The following is a 20995-nucleotide window of genomic DNA, read 5'->3' on the forward strand; positions in this document are numbered from 1 at the left end:
CGCGGGTCCACAACGGCCACGCCGCGGCTGGTTCCGCCTCCCCTGATCCGCTCATGACGCTCCGAGCGAGCGATTCGCCGTCCCGGTATAGACCGGCTGCGGCAGCGGCCACCGTTGTTGCGAATCCGATACATGGCGGTATAGACCAAAACTTTGCCTTCTGTTTACCCTGACAGCCTTAGACCCCTACATAAGGGATCTATCCGCCGCCCAAGGCCGCCTACCGGTATAGACCAGTCACCCCCCAAGAGCAAGGCGGTAATCGAGATGAGCAAGAAGATCGCCGGGACGGTCGGTCTCCTGGCCGCGTGAACTCCCCCACCACCACATCAGGAAGCTGCACGGACGCTGCAGCGCCGAACGGGTCGCCGGACATGTCCAACCAATGCCCGATCACGGCCCGTGCTGGAGGTATGCGGTACCCCGATTTAAGGAGTGACGTGAAGATCTCGTTCCTATCGGCGAAGCGCGAGCAGACGAGGGGCCGTGGCGCAAGCCGACGGCCTCGAGCCCGCGCGATCTCTGCTTTGACAATCGGTGCGCTCCTCGCCACCACCCTCACCGGTGTCATGGCGAACGCCGCACAGGCCGGCACGGCGTCGACCGCGCCGGCATCACCCCAGATCGTTCCTCTCCCGGTTTCGATGAGCACCACGGCCGGGGACGACTTCACGCTCGGCTCCGGTGCCCGCATCGTGGTGGACGACCCCTCCTCTGTCGGGATCGCCGACCAACTGGCAGCCGTCCTGCGCCCCTCCACGGGCTACGCGCTGCCGGTCTCACAGGGCTCCGCCGCGACCGGGGACATCTCCCTGGCCTTGGGCGACCCGGGGGTCCCCGCAGCCGAGGGCTACAAGCTGGACGTCACGCACAGCGGCATCAAGATCACCGCCGCCAACGGGCACGGCCTGTTCAACGGTGTGCAGACGCTCCGGCAGTTGTTCCCCGTCTGGGTCGAGAGCAAGACGCCGCAGCCGGCCACGTGGGCCGTCCCCGGGGTTCAGATCTCCGACTATCCCCGCTACGACTACCGCGGAGCGATGCTCGACATCGGCCGGCACTTCGAGCCGGTCTCCGTGGTCAAGAGCTACATCGACGAGATCACGGCGTACAAGGTGAACACGCTGCACCTGCATCTCAGCGATGACCAGGGCTTCCGGATCGCCATCAACGGCCGCCCCGAGCTCACCGACATCGGCAGCCAGTACTCCGGCGGCACGAGCAGGGCGTCCGACGGCACCACCAACGCGGACCCGGGCGGCTTCTGGACCCAGGCGGACTACGTCGACGTCGTGAACTACGCCGCGTCGCGTTTCGTCACGGTCGTGCCGGAGATCGACAGCCCCGGGCACAACAACTCGATCATCATGTCGTACGCCTCCGCCGAGGCGCAGGCCTACAAGGGCGGCTCGATCTACGACCCGAGCATCAACTGCAGCAACAAGAAGCCGCCGGTGTGGAACCTCAGCAACGCGGTGAACTACAGCGCGCTGTGTCCGGACAGCCCGCTGACCTGGCAGATCACCACGGACATCATCGAGCAGTTGTCCGCGCTGACCCCGGGGCCGTACTTCCACATGGGCGGCGACGAGGTCTCGACGGCGCTCCTGCCCGCCACCGCCTACCAGTCCTTCATCACCCGCGAGTCCAAGATCGTGAAGGCCCAGGGCAAGATCGCGATGGGCTGGAACGAGATCGGCGAGGCGCCCTTCGGGACCGACCCGGAGATGCCGCAGGGCGTCGTGCAGTACTGGGGCACCTCTCCGAACGGATCGGGCGGCGACTCGGGGCGGACCGCGGTGCAGAAGGGCATGAAGATCGTCATGTCCCCCGCCAACAAGACCTACCTCGACATGAAGTACAACTCGAGCACGCCGATCGGGACCACCTGGGCCTGCACCTGCGACATCGACGTCTTCTACAACTGGGAGCCGAGCACGCTCATCCCGGCGCGCACGGTGTCCGGCAACACGCTGCCCGCGGTCACCGACGCCAACATCATCGGCGTCGAGGCGCCGCTGTGGACGGAGACCGTCAAGAACCTCGCCCAGATCGAGTTCATGGCCTTCCCCCGGCTCACCGCCATCGCGGAGATCGGGTGGTCGCCGAAGGCCGGGCCGGATCACCCCGATCGGACCCTGGCCTCCTTCAAGGCCCGTGACGCCGCGCAGGGCGGACGCTGGCAGGCGCGGAACCAGAACTTCTACGCCTCGCCCAACGTGCCCTGGGGTCTCGATCTGGTCGCCGGCGACCAGTCGCTGAGCGACCGGAACGCGATCACCGGGCCGCTGGCGACCCTGGCCGCTCCCGGCAAGACGCTCGGCGCCCTGTCCGCCACGATCGAATGGGGCGACGGCACCACCTCGGCGGGCACGCTGAGCGGCAGAGAGGCCACCAACCAGATCGTCAACGGCCTCTACACGATCAGCGGTGACCACACCTACGGCGGCTCCGGTCTGTACGAGGCGAAGGTGACCGTCTCCAGCGCCACCTCCACCGTGGTGACCGGCTTCACCGTCAGGGCGACCGGCGTCCCCGCGTGCACGACCACGGTCACCGGGACCCACTCCGGTCCGTTGACCGTCTCCTCGGGTGTCACGTGCCTTGACGGCGCGACCGTCAACGGGCCCGTGACCGTGCGGGCGGGTGCCGGGCTGTACGCGTCCGGTTCCCAGGTTCGCGGCCCGGTGTCAGCGTCCGGAGCGGTCGACGTCCTGCTGTGCGACACCACGGTGTCCGGGCCGGCCGCCCTGAGCGGCGGGGTGCGGGTCTGGCTCGGCAACGGGAACGGGGACTGCGCACCGGCCACGGTCAAGGGCCCGGTGACGGTCACCGGCACCACGGGTCAGGTGGTGATCGACGGCGCGACGGTGAGTGGTCCGCTCGTCCTGCAGAACAACAAGGTGCAGGCGGCGCCGATCGTCGCCGGCAACCACGTCGGCGGACCGCTGTCGTGCACCGGGAACTCCCCGGCGCCGACCAACGGCGGCACGCCCAACACCGTGTCCGGCCCCAAGGCGGGACAGTGCGCCACTCTCTAGACGGACGATGCGATCGGCGGGACGTGCGGCCCGGCAGGTGAGGGCGGCGGCAGTCCGATCGTGAGACGCGGCCGGGTCTCCCGCGCTCCGCAAGGAGCATCCGGGAGACCCGGCTCGTTTCGTCCCTGCCAGTCGGGTCTCACAACCGGGGATCCCAGACCGTTGACTCGCTGCGTGATGCATTTTACTTTTGTGTCACCTCCACATGGACGTGCGTGATGTCCCCCCCGATCACGCGAGGTGACGCGAATGGCGCTGCACAAGGCAGGGACCGAATTCCTGAGACGAACCGCAGCCAATAGCGGGAAGCCGCCGTACCCCCTGTAGCTCCGGCGCTCCACTGCTACGCGCCGAACCGGTCGGCGACACCGGCCCCGGTCCGTTCTGATCCCACGGGCAAGACCCGAACACACCCCGCTGTCCCGATGAGCGGGCGGCGGAGGAGATCACCTTCCGCCTGCCGCCCGGCGATGACGCACGCCCTCATGGCCGGGCGACGCCGTGAGAGCGGCGACGTCCGCGCCACGCCTGCCCGTACATCGTGTCCACCGCCTCCAGGAGGACCAATGTCCGCACCCAGCAACGACATCCAGTCCGACTCACGCACCCTGCCTTCCTCCGTTGACGCCGTCATCGTCGGAGCCGGCTTCTCGGGCATGTACCTGCTGCACAAACTCCGCGAGATGAACCTGTCCGCCGTCGTGTTCGAGGCCGGCACCGACGTCGGCGGCACCTGGTACTGGAACCGCTACCCCGGCGCCCGGGTGGACGTGGAGAGCCTCGCGTACTCCTACTCGTTCTCGGAGGAACTCGAACAGGAGTACGAGTGGGAGGAGCGCTACCCGACCCAGCCGGAGATCCTCCGGTACGCGCAGCACGTCGCCGACCGGTTCGACCTGCGCAGGGACATCTTCTTCAGGACGCGCGTGAAGGCCGCCGCGTACGACGACCGCGATGAGACCTGGCTCGTGCGCACCGACCACGACGATGCCGTCACCACCCGATTCCTCATCATGGCGACCGGCTGTCTGTCGCATTCGAAGCTGCCGGAGATTCCCGGCCTCGACCGCTTCACGGGCGCCACCTATCACACCGCGCACTGGCCGCACGAGGACGTGGACTTCACCGGCATGCGGGTCGGGATCATCGGCACCGGGTCCTCGGGCGTGCAGTCGATCCCCGTCATCGCCGAGCAGGCCGCCGGCCTCACCGTCTTCCAGCGCACCCCGGCCTACAGCCTCCCTGCTCGTAACCGAAGGTTGCGCGCGGACGAGATAGCCGACATGAAGGCGAACTACCGGGCCTTCCGCAAGGCCCAGAGGGAGTCCGGATTCGGCGTCCCCACGGTACCCGCGACGAAGTCCGCCCTCGAGGTCTCCGACGAGGAGCGCGATGCCGCCTTCGAGACGGCCTGGGAAAGCGGCAGCCTCGTCAACCTCCTGACCGCGTTCACCGATCTCGCCGTCGACCAGGAGGCCAACGACACGGCGAAGCGATTCATCCACGGCAAGATCCACCAGATCGTCGGGAACCCTCGGACCGCCGCGGACCTCTGCCCCGAGTACCCCGTCGGGACCAAGCGCCCCTGCCTGGACACCGACTACTACGAGACGTACAACCGGGAGAACGTGGAACTGGTCAACCTGCGGCGCACGCCCCTCGTCGAGATCACAGAAAGGGGCGTCCGCACCTCCGACAAGGAGTACGCGTTCGACGCGATCGTCTACGCGACCGGGTTCGACGCGATGACGGGGGCGCTGACGAGCGTCGACATCAGCGGCCGGGGAGGAGTCTCCCTCACGGAGACATGGAGCGCCGGCCCCCGCACCTACCTCGGGATCAGCTCCGCGGGATTCCCGAACATGTTCATGATCACCGGACCGGGCAGCCCGTCGGTGCTGTCGAACATGGTCGTCTCGATCGAGCAGCACGTCGACTGGGTGGTCGACGCCATCGGGTACCTCGACCGCCATGGCATCTCGACGATCGAACCGGCCCAGCAGGCCCAGGACGACTGGGTGGACCACGTCAATCTCATCAGCAGCTTCACCCTCTATCCGAAGGCGAACTCCTGGTACATGGGCGCCAACGTGCCGGGCAAGCCGCAGGTGTTCATGCCCTACGCCGGCGGTGTCGGGGAATACCGGAAAAAGTGCGACGAGGTCGCCGCCCAGGGATACGAGGGCTTCTCCTTCTCCCCGCGATCTCCGCAATCGCCGACATCACCGGCCGCTCCGGCGGGAACCCGTCGCCCGTCCGGCGGGTGACCCCACCGCATCGCGACCGCTCTACGCCGCATCCCACCGATTAGTTGCCTAATGGAGGGCTCATGTCCCGTCGTGATCTGATCGACCCCGAATGCCGCGTCCCCCTGGACGCGCTGCTCGAGGTGATGCCCGGTGGCTTCAACGCCATCCCCGACATCGTCCAGCGCCGCACCGCCGTCGAGGGCATGCTGGGCGCCATCGAGGTGCCCGAGAACCCCAACGTCGCCAAGGAGGATCGGACCGTCCCCGGCCCCGGTGGGGAGCCCGACATCACCGTACGGATCTACCGGCCGGTCGGCGCGTCCGGCACTCTGCCCGGCATCTACTACATCCACGGCGGCGGCATGATCCTCGGCAGCGTCGAGGGTGAGGACCCCAACGCGACGATGATCTGCGACCAGGTCGGCGCCGTCGTGGTCTCCGTCGAATACCGCCTCTCCCCCGAGCACCCCCATCCCGCCCCGATCGAGGACTGCTACGCCGGTCTGGTGTGGATGGCGAAGAACGCCGCCGAACTGGGCGTCGACCCCCATCGCCTGGCGATCTACGGCGCCAGCGCCGGCGGCGGGCTGACCATCGGCACGGCGCTCCTGGCTCGGGACCGCGGCGGCCCGGCGCTGTCGTTCATGATGCCGATCTATCCGATGATCGACGACCGCAACGAGACGGCGTCCAGCCACGAGATCACCGACATCGGGATCTGGGACCGAGCGGGCAACATCGAAGCCTGGGCCTGGTATCTCGGCGGCAAGCAGGCCGACCAGTACGCGGCGCCCGCGCGGGCCGAGGACCTGTCCGGCCTTCCCCCGGCCTTCATCGACGTCGGCACCGTCGACCTGTTCCGGGACGAGGACATCACGTTCGCGCAGCGGCTCATGCAGGCGGGCGTCCCGACCGACCTCGTCGTCAACCCGGGCAGCTACCACGCCGCGGAGACGTTCGCGCCCGAGGCGGCGTTGTCCAGGCGGATCTGGGCGGCGCGGATCGATCGTCTCAAGCGGGCTCTCGCCTGAGCGAGCACGCAGCGGCGCCGTGGGCGGGCAAGTCGTTCCCGCCCACGGCCTCGGCGTGGCCGCCACGGGCGGCGGGCGGAGCGGCCGCGCCGGACACCACCGGGAAGACGAGTGGGAGATCGTAGTATGGCCGCGTCAGCTCCCCCTGACCGAGAGCAACGCCATGTCCTTCGCGGTACCGCTGACGCGGAAAGAAGCCGTCCTTCGCCGACTGCGCGAGGAGATCATCACCGGCCTGCTGAAACCGGGCGCGCTGATCAAGGACGCGGAGATCGCGGCGCGGCTGGGCGTCAGCATCACCCCGGTGCGGGAGGCGATCACCCAGCTCGCCGCCGAAGGCCTGATCGACATCTCGCCCAACCGGACCCGGCAGGTCACCCAGGTGACCCAGAAGAGCGCGCTCGAGCTGATCGACGTGATGATGGTGCTGGCCTGCGCCGGTTTCGAGTGGGGCGTGGACAACATCACCGACAAGCACCTCGCCACCCTGCACGTCAAGCTCGACGAGTTCGCCGACAACCTGCGCCGGGGCAATCTGACGGCCGCCACGGCCGCGGGGGCGGACTTCAGCACGGTCGTCATCATGGCGAGCGGCAACAGGGAACTGCAGACCCACGTCGACCTCGTGGTCGCCCGCACCCTGCGGGTGCTCGCCCTCACCACCGAGAGCGACGTGTGGACCGTCTGGCTGGACGGTTACCGGCAGACCCTTGAACTGCTCGAACAGGGCGACCGTACCCGGGCCGTCGAGCGCTACCGGCAGATCTACCACGACTACCGGCGGCGGGTGGAGACGATGCTGTTCGACGAGCCGGGCGAGGATCGCTGACGCGGGCACCACTGACAACGAGCCTTGACGGGTATTGAGTCGGCCCCCATGCTCAGGGCATGCCGGGCACCCCGATGGAGTCGGTCTTCAAGTTCGTTTCGGTGCGCCCGCCACAGCCGGTGGCCGAGACCGCCCTCCCCGACGTCGTCATCCCGTATGACGGGCCCTTCTACGACGGATCGCTGATCGAGCGGGTGATCCAGCGCACCGATTGGGAGTCCGCGAAGGCACTGGCGGAACAGGCCATCCTCCAAGCGCCCGCGGTGCTCGATTTCCAGGATCTGGCGCACAGCTCAGGATTCGCCGCCTTCCGCGCCGCACTCGGCAGGGGCCTGCCTGCGAACATGACCACCGCCGACGTCGAGCGCCTGCTCGGCGGGTCACTCGGCGCCGCGGTCGGGCAGAAGCCGTACCCGTCGGCCAAGGCCAAGATCCTCGACGTCTACGCCGCCCACAGCCTGCTGCCCGGGAACCTGCCCGAGCAGCGCGAGAAGGCCCTCCTGTCGCTGCGCACCCTGCACCTTCTCCAGGCTCTCGATCACGACCCGGCCGTTCTCGGCGATCACCGCCGGCTCAGACGGGTGTCGCGGGCACGGGTGATCCTCCCGGGTGCGTTCTTACAGAAGAAGTCGATCGGACGCGGTGCGACGCCGCAGGCTCGGTCCGCCGGCGCGCCGGTCCCTCCCCCACCGCCGAGCGGCACGCCGGGGTTCCACTCGGCCGGGTTCGAACGGCTGCGTGACCTCTACGCCGTCCGGCGCGAGTTGCGGGCCGCGAGACGGCGGAACCGTCAGGAGCGCACGGTCCGCCGCAGCCCACGCCCCTCGACCGGATCGGCCGAGCAGTCGGCCGAGGACGGCGTGGCGTCGTCGTCGACTGCCCCGTCCCCTCGTGTCCTGCTTCCCGCGGTCGCCGAGACGATCTCGGCGCGGACGTTGGGCTTTCTCACGGGCGAGGGGGTTCCCACCGATCGCCTCAACGTCGACGACGGGCTGCGGGCCGTCGATGCCAGGATCCGCGCGTCGCGCACACGGTTCTTCGAGGGCGTTCCGACACCGGTGATGGTGACCGTCGATCGGCTCGCCGACCCGGGTGAGCTGGGAACCGACGTGCAGGAGCTCCCTTCGGGACTGTTCGGCACGACGGTCTCCACGGGCCCGGTGGGGACGACGCCGCAGGAGGGGGTCGGGCCCGTACGGCCGCTCGGGATCGGAGAGCTGCTCGTCGTGGAGCAGACCCTCCAGAGGTACGAGGCAGGAGAGATCTCCTACGTCGAGAACGTCCTGCAGACCGAGCACCTGAGCCGCAGCTTCCGCAGCCTGAACCGCACGGAGCAGACGGTCTTCACCGCGACCTCGACGACGGAACAGAGCGAGCACGATCTTCAGGCGACGGACCGCTTCGAGCTGTCCACTCAGGCGCAGAAGACCATCGCGCAGGACCAGAGCGTCCAGGCCGGGGTGACCGTGAGCGCCTCGTACGGCCCGGTGAAGGTCGGCGCGTACGGCGACTTCGCCACGAGCACCTCCACCACCGAGTCCACGAGCTCCGCCACGACCTTCGCCCAGGACGTGACCGAGCGGTCCGTCTCGACGATCACCACGCAGGTCCGCGAGGAGCAGACGACGAGGATCCTGCAGGAGTTCGAGGAGCGCAGCGAGCACGGCTTCGACAACACTCACGGCACGGCCAACGTCGCCGGCATCTACCAGTGGCTCGACAAGAAGTACCGGGCGCAGATCTACGACTACGGGCAGCGCCTCATGTTCGAGTTCCTCATCCCGGCGCCGGCCTCCTACCACCTCCACGCCCTGGCCAACCAGCCCATGGCGGGGGTGGGCCTGAGCGAGCCGGAACCACTGGGCGACCTCCGGCCCGCGGATCTGAACGCGACCAACTACCAGGACTACGTGGCCAGGTACGCAGTGGCCGGAGCGAGCCCGCCGCCGCCGGAGACGACCGTCCTGTCCACCGTCTTCGAGCAGACCGGGCTGAACGCGACCACGCTCGTCTCCAAGTCGAACGCCGCCCTTCAGGTCCCGGCCGGATATCGCGCCGTCTCCGGCCGCTTCGTCGACTACCACGCGTGGAAGGGCGGCGGCGGCCACTATCTCATCGTCCTGATCGGAACTCAGCAGCTGGACTCCGCGAGTGGCGAGAACGCCGACGTCGCGCTGGACGGCGAGGACACGGTCGTCCCCGTCGGGGTGTTCGCGCTCGTCTGGGGCTACCTCGTCACGATCGAGGTGGAGTGCGAGCTCACGGACACCGCGTTCGGACAGTGGCAGCAGGAGACCTACGACGCCGTCGCCGCCGCCTACCAGGCGCAGAAGTCGGCCTACGACGCGCAGGTGAGCGGCGCCGGGTTCACGGCCAACTCCGCGACGTACGGCGGCAGCGAGAACGAGAACCTCCGCATCCAACTCGAGGAGCTGAAGAAGGGCAGCCTCACCATGCTGGCGCGGCAGTACTTCGAGGACTTCGACGCCATGAGCCTGACGGGCACCGCGTCGGGGTTACCGGAGTTCGACGTCGACGAGGCGGCGAGCGAGGGCGCCTACGCCCAGTTCTTCGAGCAGGCCTTCGAGTGGGGCCAGATGACGTATCTCTACTATCCGTATTTCTGGATGAACAAGACCGGATGGCTGGAGCGCTCGGCCCTCGTGAGCGGGGACGCGCTCTTCGGGGAGTTCCTGCGCGCCGGTTACGCGAGAGTCGTGGTGCCGGTGACTCCGGCGTACGACGACGCGGTGCTCTTCTTCCTCAGCTCCGGCGGCCGGATCTGGAACGGCGGCGAGCCGCCGACCATCGACGACCCCCTCTACGTCTCGATCGCCGCGGAACTCGCCGACGCGACGGAGGGCCGGACGGCGTACGGGGAGCCGTGGGATGTGACCATCCCGACCACGCTGGTCTACCTGAAGTCCGACAGCACACTCCCGGACTGGACGACCGGTGCCCCCTGAGACGGCCGGCCGAGAATCGCGACGCCGATGAGGCGGCTGGTCAAGAGCCAGATCAACTACCTGTCGTTCGAAGGCGGGGGCGGGGCGGGCAACGCCTACCCCGGCGCGCTCACCGCCCTCGAGTCCCTCGATGTGCTCCGGTACGATCCGCGGCGGGCGAGCCTGTCCCCGCAGTCGAGCCTGACCGGGTACTTCACCGGAATCGACTGGCGGATCCAGGGACAGATCAAAGGCATCTCGGGCGCCTCGGCGGGCGCGATCAACGCGCTGTTCCTGTCTCTCGGCTACACCCCGGTCGAGGTGGAGTACATCCTCAAGGCCAACGACTTCGACGCGTTCTTCGACGACATCACGCCCGGACTGAACCCGCACGTCGGCGGATTCCGGGTCGACTACACGACGTACGACATGGCCGGCTTCATCGAGGAGGTCAGCGCGACGACGGCGGGGAAGGTCCTCAACGTGCTGACGGGGACCGCCCCCCTCAGGTATGCCCGGTTCGCAGAGTGGGCCACAAATGTCCAGGGCTCGTTCTTGGCGACCATGTGGATGTTCTACCTCAGCCTTCTGGTGGATTTCCCCAAAAGAGCGGAGGAGCAGGTGTTCGCGAATATTCCCACCGGCAAGCTCGCCGCGTCCGTGGTGGCCGACTACGGCGTCTTCCCCGGCCTTGAGATCCGCAGATTCTTCGGACGCTACATCTCGCTCGCCGTCGAACGAACAATGCGGACGGACCCCCGCTACCAGCTCAAGAACACGGCAGCGGGCCGGTACGGCCCGGGTGGCGCAGTGGCCGCCGGCACCGGGCAGTCGTTCTACGACGCGCCGACCGGAACCATGGTGCAGACGAGCGAGATCACCTTCCGGCAGCACCAGCAGATCTTCGGGACCCGGCTCGCCGTGACCGGCACGAACCTCGAGACCGAGAAGAGCCACATCTTCTCCGCGGACACGACGCCGAACTTCCGCGTCGTGGACGCCGTGCGGATCTCGATGAGCCTTCCCATGATCTTCAAACCCATGGTCATCAAGGACGACGCGGACCTCAAGACGGTGATCAACCCCGGCGAGACGACCCCCGAGCATCCCCTCAAGGGAGTGTGGGTGGACGGCGGGCTTCTCAACAACATCCCCGTCGGAGCCTTCGACGAGCTCGCCGGGGGCCAGGAACACACGCTGGGCCTCATGGTGGGCGCCGAAGGCCGGACGGAGATCAACAGCATCGTCGGCTATTTCTCCGCGTTTCCGATGGGCTTCTTCCTGGGCACCGGCGGAAGCCAGGTCTCCGCGACGACGTCGGACGTCGACCGGATCATCGTCATCGGCACCACGGACCCGGCCACCGGCGAGAGCATGGGACTGTTCGACTTCACGGTGGATCCCGCCGTCTACGCCGGCGTCAACGCCCAGTCCCGCAAGACGGTCGAAGACTTCTTCGCCACGCGCGTCGACTGACGATCAGCGGCGGCCGAGTGCGCGCAACTGCTGGGGGGTCAGGGAGGAGACGTTCTGGTCGATGGGGGTGTCGGTGTACTGGTGGATGGTCCAGGTCTTCCAGTCGGCCGGCGGTGTCACGTCGCCCTTGGCCCTGCCGTAGTAGGCCACCCACAGGGGGTAGCCGGCCAGGCCGTGGCCGTAGGTGTCGGCGAAGTCCCAGCCGCTGTAGAACATGGGGGTGACGCCGGTCTTGGCCTTCACGTACTCCAGCCACCTCTTCGCCCAGGTGTTGACGTCGGCGACCGACTCCCCGTCGGTGGTCTCCAGGTCCAGCACCAGCAGGTCGCCGGGCTTGGCGTGCTGCTCGTCCACCACGGAGAGGAAGTAGTCGGCCTCGGCGATGGGGTCGTTGCCGGGGTGGCCGTAGTGGTACGCGCCGCGCACGATGCCCTTCTTGTCCAGCTCCTGCCAGTGCCGGGCGAAGGCGGGGTCGAGGAAGCTCAGGCCCTCGGTGGCCTTGACGATGCCGAACTCCGCCGGGCTGGTGTTCCAGTCGTGGTCCGCCTCGTAGCCGGAGACGTCCTGCCCATAGGTGAACACGGTGGCGTGCGCCGGGCCGGCGAGGAGGAGGGGGGTCATGACGACCGCCGCGGCCGCGGTCGCACCGGCGACGACGGCGCGCAGGCGCCTGCCGGTGAGGTTCAGTCGGTGCTTGAGAGAGGTGGAGGAGATCCGGTGGGTGGGCATGAAGGGGTTGACTCCTTGCTTCCATGCCGCCTACCGGGTTAGCTGACGGGTTCGGGCGGGAAGTGCCCTACGGCGCGGCCGACTGGGGGTCAGCGCTCCGATTCACCCCGGAAAAAGTGGGTCCCCGGCTCCGTGAGGTACGGACTCGGCGGCCGCACGCTCCTGACGGGGGAGTCCCGCCGGGACGCACGGTCTGGCCAACGAACCGGCAACGGAAACGACGCTGGGGGTCATCGTTGCGCGTGCCGTGGAGGCTAAAGGTACACACAGCACCATAAGGGTGTAAATAGGACAAAGTTCCCCAGTTTGCAGCGATCATTGCATTTTGATCATTTCCCCTGAAAGATCTCAGCGCAGGTGTCACCTTCAACGGAGAAGTACGGACCGGGAGGGCATGTGCGCTTACATCGAGCGTTCTCCATCTTGACCCTGACAGCATCGGTGATCGCGGGCTCGGCGGCCCCCGCGCTGGCCACGCCCGCGTCGGCCCCGCTCACCGCCTCGGCCGGATCCACCCCGTCCGCGTCTCCGCCCGGCTCCGGATGCGATCCCATCGCCGGGACCGACTGCCTGCTCCCCTTCCCCAACGACTGGTTCACGACGAGCGCCCACACGCCGACCGGGCTCCGGCTCGACCTCACCAGCGCGATGACGCCCAAGAACGCCGCGGGCAAGGGCATCGACCCGGCGGCGTGGAACCTCTCCGACGGGTTCTCACCGGGCTCGATGCTGCTCGCCCACGTTCCCGGCCTCGATCTCGGCGCGACCGGCGCCGCCCCGGTGACGGACGTCGCGAGGTCCCTGAAGCGGGACGCCCCGATCGTCATCGTGGACACCCGGACGGGCGAGCGCTGGCCGTACTGGGCGGAACTCGACGCCAACGCGACCAACCCGGCGCGGCAGGCCCTGATCATCCGCCCTGCGAAGAACTTCCGTGAGGGCCATCGCTACGCCGTCGTCCTCAGGGACCTCAAGAACGCCTCCGGAGCCCGGATCGCCGCCCCCGGGACGTTCACCCGAATCGCCGGGAAAACGCTCCCCGCGAAGGACCCGCTGGCCCGGCGGCAGGCCGCGCTCCGGCGGACTCTCCACGACGTCGACCGCGCGGGGGTGAGCACCAAGAACCTCTACCTGGCCTGGGACTTCACCGTCGCCAGCGAGCAGGGGCTCGCCGGACCCGTGGTGGGGATGCGGGATCAGGCACTCGGCCAGTTGCGCGGCCGGTCGCCGAAGTTCACGGTCACGACCGTCACCGACTTCACCTCCCAGCAGGACGCGAACATCGCGCGCGAGGTCACGGGCGAGTTCCTCGTGCCCAACTTCCTCAACCAGGCGGGCGGCCCGCCCGGATCCGTGCTGAACCGCGACGCCTCCGGCAGGCCGAAGCCGCTCGGCGACGACCTGCGCGCCCAGTTCCAGTGCGAGATCCCGCGTGCCGCGTTCAGCAAGCCCGCGCGCCCCTCCCTGTACGGGCACGGCCTGCTCGGCAAGGCCACGGAGGTCCGGGCGTCGAATGTCAGGGCCATGGCGGGCGAACACGACTTCTTGTTCTGCGCCACCAAATGGATCGGCATGGCCGATGAGGACATCCCGAACGTCAGCGGGGTGTTCGCCGACTTCTCTCGCTTCGACACCGTGACGGATCGGCTCCAGCAGAGCCTGGTGAACTTCGTGTTCCTCGGCCGCATGATGATCACCAAGGACGGGCTCGCCGGCGACGAGGCGTTCCAGGACGACAGGGGACGCTCGCTGATCGACCGGCACGCGGACCTGGCCTACGACGGAAACAGCCAGGGATCCATCGCGGGCGGCGCGCTGGTCGCCGTGTCGCCGGACGTGAGCAGGGGCGTGCTCGGGGTCTCCGGGATGAACTACAGCACCCTGCTCAACCGGAGCGTCGACTTCCAGCCCTTCCAGCAGGTCATGAACGGCTACTACCCCGACAAGCTGGACCAGCAGCTCTGCTTCGCGCTGATCCAGATCCTGTGGGACCGGGCCGAGACCGACGGGTACGCCCAGCATCTTGGCGACGACCCGCTCCCCGGCTCACCGCGTCACCGCATCCTGATGCACGTGGCGTTCGGTGACCACCAGGTGTCGACGGTTACGGCCGAGGTCGAGGCGCGGACGATCGGCGCCCGCATCCACCGGCCCGCGATCGCGGCGGGCCGCAACCCCGACGCCGTCCCCTACTGGGGCATCCCGGCGCTGCCGGGCCGGCCGTACCAGGGATCGGCGATGGTCGTCTGGGACAGCGGCACGCCCGCTCCCCCGGTGACCAACACGCCTCCACTGGGCGCGCAGTACGGCACCGACTCCCATGAGGACCCGCGTGCGGACGCGACGGCCCGCCGGCAGAAGGCGGACTTCCTGAAGTACGGCGTGGTGGTCGACGTCTGCGGCGGCCGCCCCTGTACGGCACAGCACGCGGGCTGACCCGCCCCGGCACGATCCCCGCCTCGCACCTGGTCGGGGCGGGGATCGTCGTCACGGCCGTACGGGGAACGACCTGCGGCGACGCGGTTCGACTGGCCGGGCGGGCGCCCTGGCCGAGGAGGCGAGCCCACCCGCCGGGATGATGGTCACGCACTCGCGCCGCCTGATCGGCAACGCGATAAAGCGCACCACCAGGAGAAACATCCTCATGAACGTCAACGCCGCGCTCGCCGGGCGTTTCGCCGGTGCTCCGTTGCGGATCGGCACGCGCACATCCGTGCTCGCCATGACCCAGGCCGAGCGTGTCGCCGCGCTGATCGGCGGGTTCGGCGTCACAACCGAGATCGTGCCCATCCAGGTGACAAGCGACCTGTGGTCCGGCGACCTGTCCGCGATCGGCGGCAAGGCCGCGTTCAGCAAGCAGATCGACCGGGCTCTCACCGGCGGGGAGATCGACGTCGCCGTGCACTGCGTCAAGGACGTCCCCGGCGACGTACCGCTGCCCGAAGGCACCGCGTTCGGGGCGTACCTCGAACGCGAGGACGTGCACGACGTCATCGTGTCCCGCGACGGCACCCCACTGGCCGACATCCCGGCCGGGTCGCTCATCGGCACCAGCTCGGTGCGGCGGCGCGCGCAACTGTGCATCCACCGGCCCGACCTGCGCACGGAGCGGATCCGCGGCAACGTGGACAGCCGTCTGGCGAGGCTTCGCGAGCAGGACGGCCCGTTCGCGGCGCTCATCCTGGCCCGCGCCGGTCTCCAGCGCCTGGGCCTGGCCGGCCACGTCACCGAGGTCCTGCCCGTGGAGTTCCGCACCCCCGGCGAGGGCGTGGTCGGCATGGTCCCGCCGGTCGGGGCCGGTGTCCTCGGCATTCAGGCGCGCACGGCCGACACCCCGGTCATGCTGATGCTCGACCAGCTCAACCACCCGGCGACGGCGGGGCACATCCTGGCGGAGCGGACGATGCTGCACATGCTGCGCGGCCACTGCAACTCCCCGATCGCCGGGTACGCCACCACGACTCCGGACGGGCAGATGTCGCTGTTCGGGATGGTGTTCAACCTCGACGGCTCCCAGTTCGTCCGCTCACGCGCCTGGGGCGACCCGGCCGACCCGGCCACGCTGGGATCGCGGGTCGCGGCCGACCTGCTCCACCAGGGCGCCGGGCGGCTCATCACGGCCACACGTGAGTGACCACGGTGGACGGCTGGGCGACCAGCCTTCCGGCACCCGAGTCACGAAGCTGCGGGCGCGGGCTCCGGGCCCGGAGTCACAGGAGGCTGCGCGGGACCGGCGGGCGTTCCGGACGGGGCGGCGGGCGGCTGCGGTGGAGCACCCGGCGGTTGCGGTGGGGCCGCAGGTGGTTGCGGTGAGGCCGCGGCGGCATGTCTGGCGCGGATGAGCGCCACGATGACGGAGGCCACGGGCGCGGCCAGGAACGCGCCGATGATGCCGGCGACGACGCCGCCCACGGCGATGACGACGAGGATCACCGCTCCGGGCAGTTCGAGCGCCCTGCCGTAGATCTGGGGCGCGAGGACGTGCCCTTCGAGTTGCTGGACCAGAACGGTGACGGCGATCACGATCACCGCCACCAGCCAGCCCTTGGCCACGAACGCGACCACCGCCGCGAGCAGCCCGGCGAGGAACGCGCCGATGACGGGGAGGAAGGCGCCGACGAAGGTGAGCACGGCCAGCGGCAGCGCGATCGGCACACCCAGGATCCACAGGGCGCTGCCGATGAAGAACGCGTCGACGAAGCCCACGATCGCCACACCGCGGATGTAACGGCCGACGACGTCGAACACCACCCGGCCCGTGGCGAGAATGGGCTCGCGATGCCGCGGTGTCAGGTCGGTGACCCAGGTGGCCAGCCGGTCGGCGCCGTGGACCAGGTAGATGGCCAGGATGAACGCCAGCACCGCGCCGACGACGATCTCGCCGACCGTCCGTGCCCCGGCGAGGGCCCCGGACGCGATCTGCCCGCCCTGATGGCTGATGTACTCGCGGGCCTGCGTGACCAGGTCGGCGAGCTTGGCCTCGTCCAGGCCGAAGGAGGCGGCGAGGGACTGCAGATTGGCGGTCGCCTTGTCGACGCTGTCGCCGAGTTCGGACAGACCGCTCACCGTGGGCGGCACGAGCAGCGCGAACAGACCGGCGACGAACACGAGGCCGCCGAAACTCACGGCGGCGGTGGACAGCGCGCGGTTGAGGCCACGCGCCCTGAGCCAGCGAGCCGGAGGGAGCAGCAGCGCGGAGATGAAGATCGCGAAGACCACGGATATGGCCACCGTCTGGATCACGGAGATCACCCAGAGGATCACCGCGAGCAGCGCGATCACCACGAGCAGCCGGCCGGCCGTGACACTCACGCGACGCAGTGCTCCGCCGTCTTCGGCGTCCGGCACGAGAGGCATCCGTGCTCCTCCTGTTGGTGATCCCATGCTGCGATAATCGCAGAATCATCGGGATCACTGATAGGCCCGCTCCCCCACGCCTCCGCGCAGCGAGCCGCGCCGGCGCACCAGGAGACCCCGTCGCCGCGAGCCCCGGACTGCCGGAGCAGGCCGGACGCCGTGACACCGCGTGGACGCCACGCCGTGACACCACGTGGACGCCACGCCGTTCACCGCATGGACGTGCTCGTCTTTGGAGCGTGATTCCCCATTCGATGATTCGACGAATAAGGAACGCCGACATGACCCCTGAAGATCCTTCCGCACACGTGGACATGATGGTGGCCGAGATCCCGGGTCACCGGCCGCTGATGCTCGACCTCCGCCTTCCGGCGGGCGCGTCCGGCCCGGTTCCCCTGGTGATATGGATCCACGGAGGTGCGTGGCTGTCGGGCACGAACAAGCATCCGGCGCCTCCGCTGGCCGGCGCGCGCATACCCGATCGGCTGCTCGCCGCGGGCTACGCCGTCGCCGCCGTCACCTACCGGCTCAGTGCCGAGGCGAGGTTCCCCGCACAACTCCATGATGTGAAGGCCGCGGTGCGCCGGCTGCGCGCCGACGCACCTGAACTGGGCCTCGACCCGTCGAGATTCGCCGTATGGGGAGAGTCGGCCGGTGGTCTCCTCGCCGCGCTGATCGCTCTGACAGGCGACCGGGCCGATCTGGCCGGCGAGGTCGGCGTCACCGGCGTATCGGACGCCGTCAAGTCGGCTGTGGTCTGGTACGGCCCGTCGAACCTGCTCACGATGCAGGCGCAGGCCCACCCGGAAGCGCCGATGGACCACGACGCTCCCGACTCACCGGAAAGCCTGCTGATCGGCGGCGCCGTTCAGGAGAACCCCGATGAGGCGCGGGCCGCGAGCCCGGTCACCTATGCGACGGCCCAGGCTCCGGCGATCCGGCTGGTTCACGGCGCCGAGGACCGGATCGTCGCGGCCGGGCAGAGCGTGGAACTCCACGAACGGCTCACTGGGGCGGGGGCTCCGGCGGAACTGCGGCTCGTGGCGGGTGCCGACCACTGCTTCGTCGGCGTCCCGGTGGGACCGCTGGTGGACGACGCCCTGGACTTCTTCCGCCGGACGATCGGCGACGCGAGCCGGAAAGGTACGGATCACGACAAAATCGTCTCGAACGGTTTTTGATCAGATAGATGCAGGCCACCGGGGCCGAGTTCGTGCCCGAAGTGGCTCCTGCGTCACCGTCCGCTGTGCTTTAGTGGCCAAGAGTTCACAGCTGAGGCGGAAAGGGGATCTGGAGCCACTGCCGAACAAATCGCAAAAGCTGCTCGGGTTGCTGCCGTTCGCCGTCATGGCCGTGGTGGCGCTCATCGACCTACTCAACGGCCCCCGTCTCGGGTTCCTGTCGCTGCTCACGCTGGGCCCGACGTTCGCCTCGGTTTCCGGCAGCGTACGGCGCACCGCCGTGGTCGGAGGGATGGCACTCGCGCTCTCGCTTCCGCTGGCGGCCTACAACCACCTGCTCGGCAGGACGCAGAACTACGTCACCCTCGCCACGATCATCGCCATCACCGGGGCCAGCATGCTGGCGAGCCACCTGCGGATCGGGCGTGAACGCGAGCTCGCCAACGTCCGCCTCGTCGCCGAAGCCGCCCAACGCGTGCTGCTGCGCCCCGTTCCTCGGCAGGCCGGGAACATGCGCGTCGCCCTCTCCTATACCTCCGCCGCCGCGGAGGCGCAGATCGGCGGGGATCTGTACGAGGTGGCCACCACGCCTCAAGGCGTGCGCCTGCTGATCGGCGATGTCCAGGGCAAGGGCCTCGACGCGGTGGAGACCGCGGCGTGGGTGCTCGGCGCGTTCCGCGAGGCCGCTTACGACAAGGACGAGTTATCCGGCGTCGCCGAGCAGATGGAGACCAGCATCGTCCGCCACTTGACCGACGAGAAGTTCGTCACCGCCGTGCTCGCCGAGGTCCGCCACGACGACACGATCTCCCTCCTCAACTGGGGTCACCCCTCCCCTCTCATCCTTCGCGGCGACGGCACGGTCGACTTGGCCGACCCCCCTGAGGAGGCCGTTCCCCTCGGGCTGACCTCGTTCGGGCACACCCGGCCTAAGCCGTACCAGGTCCCCTTCGCCGACGGCGACCAGATCCTCTTCTACACCGACGGTGTGATCGAGGCCCGCGACGGCGGCGGCGCCTTCTACCCACTCGGCGAGCGGATGAGCCTCCTCGAATCCGAGGATCCGCAGGCCGCCCTGGAGGTCCTCCGGGCCGATCTGCTGCACCATGTCGGCGGACCCCTGGACGACGACGCGGCCATGTTGCTCCTGCGCAGGTAGCGGCCTCGCGCCGACGAGAAGCCCCCCACCGCATGAAGCGTCACGGCGGCGTCGTCAACGGACGCGGTGGCCCTCCCGGAAGACGGCCCGCACGTCGAGCAGCGCCGCGGGGTCGGTCAGGGGGTCGCCTGCCACCGCGAGGATGTCGGCGTCCATGCCGGGCGCGAGGCGGCCCTTGCGATGCTCCAGGCGGCACAACCGGGCCGGCAGCGACGTCGCCGAGATCGACCAGGTCCGCACCGGACGGGACGGCGCCGCCGTGCCGTACGGACACGATGCGACCCTCGTCGACGACCACCGTGGGATCGCCGTCGGGAAACGCCCGGTCGCCGTCGAACAGTCGAGCCGCTCGGATGGCCTTCATCGGATCGTCCTCTTCAAGTGGGCGGCCGGTCTGACTTCGTGTCCGGTCACAGCGCGAGACCGAGGTCCGCGAGGAATCGGGCCAGGCCGACACGCTTGCGGAAGAGATCGTGCGACCGCGGCGTGACCGGGCCGCCCAGTCGTTCGACGGGGATGGCGGTGAACGCGCTGCGGAGCACCATGGTGGTGACGTAGCCGGCCGCCAGGTGGTCGTCCGCCATGTCCCCGTCGGCGAGGCCGCGCGCGTAGGAGGCCTGGATCGCCCGATGGATGACGGGCAGTTCGCCGGGCTCGATCGCGCCTTGATGAGCGAGGCCGACGAGCAACTGGCCGAGGTCGAACCCGATGGGAACGGGGGTCTGCCAGCCCCAGTCGATGGCGACGAACTGGTCGGGGGCGTCGGCGGGCACGAGCAGGTTCTGCGGGCTGGCGTCGCCGTGCGCCATGGTGTGCGGCAGACGATCGACCGCGTCGAGCATCGCGGGGATCCGGCGACCCAGGATGTCGAGATCCATCCGCAGCAGGCCGTCGGCGTACGGTGCGACGAGTGGATGCCGCCAGAGCGAGGGCTCGCGCAACGCGGGCAGCGCCCCTTTCACGACCCTGTTGTGCACGTACATCCGCAGCCCCGGCGCGGTGCCGGGACCATCCGCCGGCCGCAGGGCGGCCAGCCTTCCCAGCGCCCTGGCTGCCGCCGCATACCTGGTCAGGTCCCATTCGACGGGCGCTGTCTGGACGTCCTCCAGCCACAGGTCGAGGCGGTCGTCGCCCAGGTCGTCCACGAAGTACAGACGCGCCATCCGCAGCCCCTCGGGAAGCGGCCGGCGGGAGTCGTAGACGTCGGCCTCCACCCTCCAGGGGAACTGGGCGTCGAACGTGGCCCGGTCGGCCTCGGGGACCACGCCGATGTTCGGCCAGTGCCGGACCGCGTGGATGGACTTCACGAAGAAGGACCAGTGGCGGCCGCAGGTCGTGGTCCCGGATATCCGGCGCAGACCTCCCGTGGAGGGCGTGCCGAGGACGTGGTCGATGGTCTGCACCCGGACGGAGTCGACCTCAGCATCTCCCTTATCCAGATATATCCGGACGAGGCGGGTTAGGTCGACGTTCGGCGAGAGCGTGGTCATGTCATGAC

Annotated in this window: 14 protein-coding genes and 1 riboswitch; of the genes, 10 read left to right on the forward strand and 4 right to left on the reverse strand. The window is 69.0% G+C overall.

What is annotated here, in order from left to right; genetic code table 11:
- The first annotated feature begins 527 nt into the window (after positions 1-527).
- From Pmi06nite_RS17490 to Pmi06nite_RS17515, 6 genes are all read left to right on the forward strand, one after another.
- Positions 528-3041 carry a beta-N-acetylhexosaminidase gene (locus Pmi06nite_RS17490; protein ID WP_203954076.1) on the forward strand — a complete coding sequence of 838 codons (2514 nt, stop codon included), beginning with the start codon at positions 528-530 and terminating at the stop codon, positions 3039-3041.
- A 566-nt stretch (positions 3042-3607) separates the two neighbouring features.
- Positions 3608-5308: a flavin-containing monooxygenase gene (locus Pmi06nite_RS17495; RefSeq protein ID WP_203954077.1), complete on the forward strand. Its 1701-nt coding sequence runs from the start codon at positions 3608-3610 to the stop codon at positions 5306-5308.
- A 62-nt stretch (positions 5309-5370) separates the two neighbouring features.
- On the forward strand, positions 5371-6321 hold the full coding sequence (locus tag Pmi06nite_RS17500; RefSeq protein WP_203954078.1) for an alpha/beta hydrolase: 951 nt from the start codon (positions 5371-5373) through the stop codon (positions 6319-6321).
- 19 nt (positions 6322-6340) lie between these two features.
- Positions 6341-7150, forward strand: coding sequence for a GntR family transcriptional regulator (locus Pmi06nite_RS17505; RefSeq protein ID WP_203954079.1), 810 nt, complete (start codon positions 6341-6343; stop codon positions 7148-7150).
- Positions 7151-7209: 59 nt separating this feature from the next.
- Complete coding sequence (locus Pmi06nite_RS17510; protein WP_203954080.1) at positions 7210-10116, forward strand: hypothetical protein; 2907 nt, start codon at positions 7210-7212, stop codon at positions 10114-10116.
- Positions 10117-10143: 27 nt separating this feature from the next.
- Complete coding sequence (locus Pmi06nite_RS17515; RefSeq protein ID WP_203954081.1) at positions 10144-11571, forward strand: patatin-like phospholipase family protein; 1428 nt, start codon at positions 10144-10146, stop codon at positions 11569-11571.
- 3 nt (positions 11572-11574) lie between these two features.
- Here Pmi06nite_RS17515 and Pmi06nite_RS17520 read toward each other — a convergent pair whose 3' ends face one another.
- Complete coding sequence (locus Pmi06nite_RS17520) at positions 11575-12300, reverse strand: glycoside hydrolase family 25 protein (RefSeq protein ID WP_203954082.1); 726 nt, start codon at positions 12298-12300, stop codon at positions 11575-11577.
- A gap of 12 nt (positions 12301-12312) precedes the next feature.
- A riboswitch (cyclic di-AMP (ydaO/yuaA leader) is annotated at positions 12313-12461 on the reverse strand.
- A 262-nt stretch (positions 12462-12723) separates the two neighbouring features.
- On the opposite strand from Pmi06nite_RS17520, the gene Pmi06nite_RS17525 reads away from it, so the two are divergent.
- Both Pmi06nite_RS17525 and hemC read left to right on the forward strand, forming a co-directional pair.
- Complete coding sequence (locus Pmi06nite_RS17525) at positions 12724-14736, forward strand: hypothetical protein (protein WP_239113978.1); 2013 nt, start codon at positions 12724-12726, stop codon at positions 14734-14736.
- Between the two features lie 208 nt (positions 14737-14944).
- Complete coding sequence (gene hemC / locus Pmi06nite_RS17530) at positions 14945-15934, forward strand: hydroxymethylbilane synthase (protein WP_203954083.1); 990 nt, start codon at positions 14945-14947, stop codon at positions 15932-15934.
- Positions 15935-15975: 41 nt separating this feature from the next.
- On the opposite strand, the gene Pmi06nite_RS17535 is transcribed toward hemC, so the two are convergent.
- Positions 15976-17157, reverse strand: coding sequence for an AI-2E family transporter (locus Pmi06nite_RS17535; RefSeq protein WP_203954084.1), 1182 nt, complete (start codon positions 17155-17157; stop codon positions 15976-15978).
- Positions 17158-17438: 281 nt separating this feature from the next.
- On the opposite strand from Pmi06nite_RS17535, the gene Pmi06nite_RS17540 reads away from it, so the two are divergent.
- Positions 17439-18338 carry an alpha/beta hydrolase gene (locus Pmi06nite_RS17540; protein ID WP_203954085.1) on the forward strand — a complete coding sequence of 300 codons (900 nt, stop codon included), beginning with the start codon at positions 17439-17441 and terminating at the stop codon, positions 18336-18338.
- Positions 18339-18486: 148 nt separating this feature from the next.
- Positions 18487-19497 carry a PP2C family protein-serine/threonine phosphatase gene (locus Pmi06nite_RS17545; protein WP_239113979.1) on the forward strand — a complete coding sequence of 337 codons (1011 nt, stop codon included), beginning with the start codon at positions 18487-18489 and terminating at the stop codon, positions 19495-19497.
- Positions 19498-19551: 54 nt separating this feature from the next.
- On the opposite strand, the gene Pmi06nite_RS17550 is transcribed toward Pmi06nite_RS17545, so the two are convergent.
- Complete coding sequence (locus tag Pmi06nite_RS17550) at positions 19552-19737, reverse strand: amidohydrolase family protein (RefSeq protein ID WP_203954086.1); 186 nt, start codon at positions 19735-19737, stop codon at positions 19552-19554.
- Positions 19738-19907: 170 nt separating this feature from the next.
- Complete coding sequence (locus Pmi06nite_RS17555) at positions 19908-20987, reverse strand: phosphotransferase (RefSeq protein WP_203954087.1); 1080 nt, start codon at positions 20985-20987, stop codon at positions 19908-19910.
- Positions 20988-20995 lie beyond the last annotated feature (8 nt).

Origin of the sequence: Planotetraspora mira (assembly GCF_016863275.1) — a bacterium.
GTDB lineage: Bacteria > Actinomycetota > Actinomycetes > Streptosporangiales > Streptosporangiaceae > Planotetraspora > Planotetraspora mira.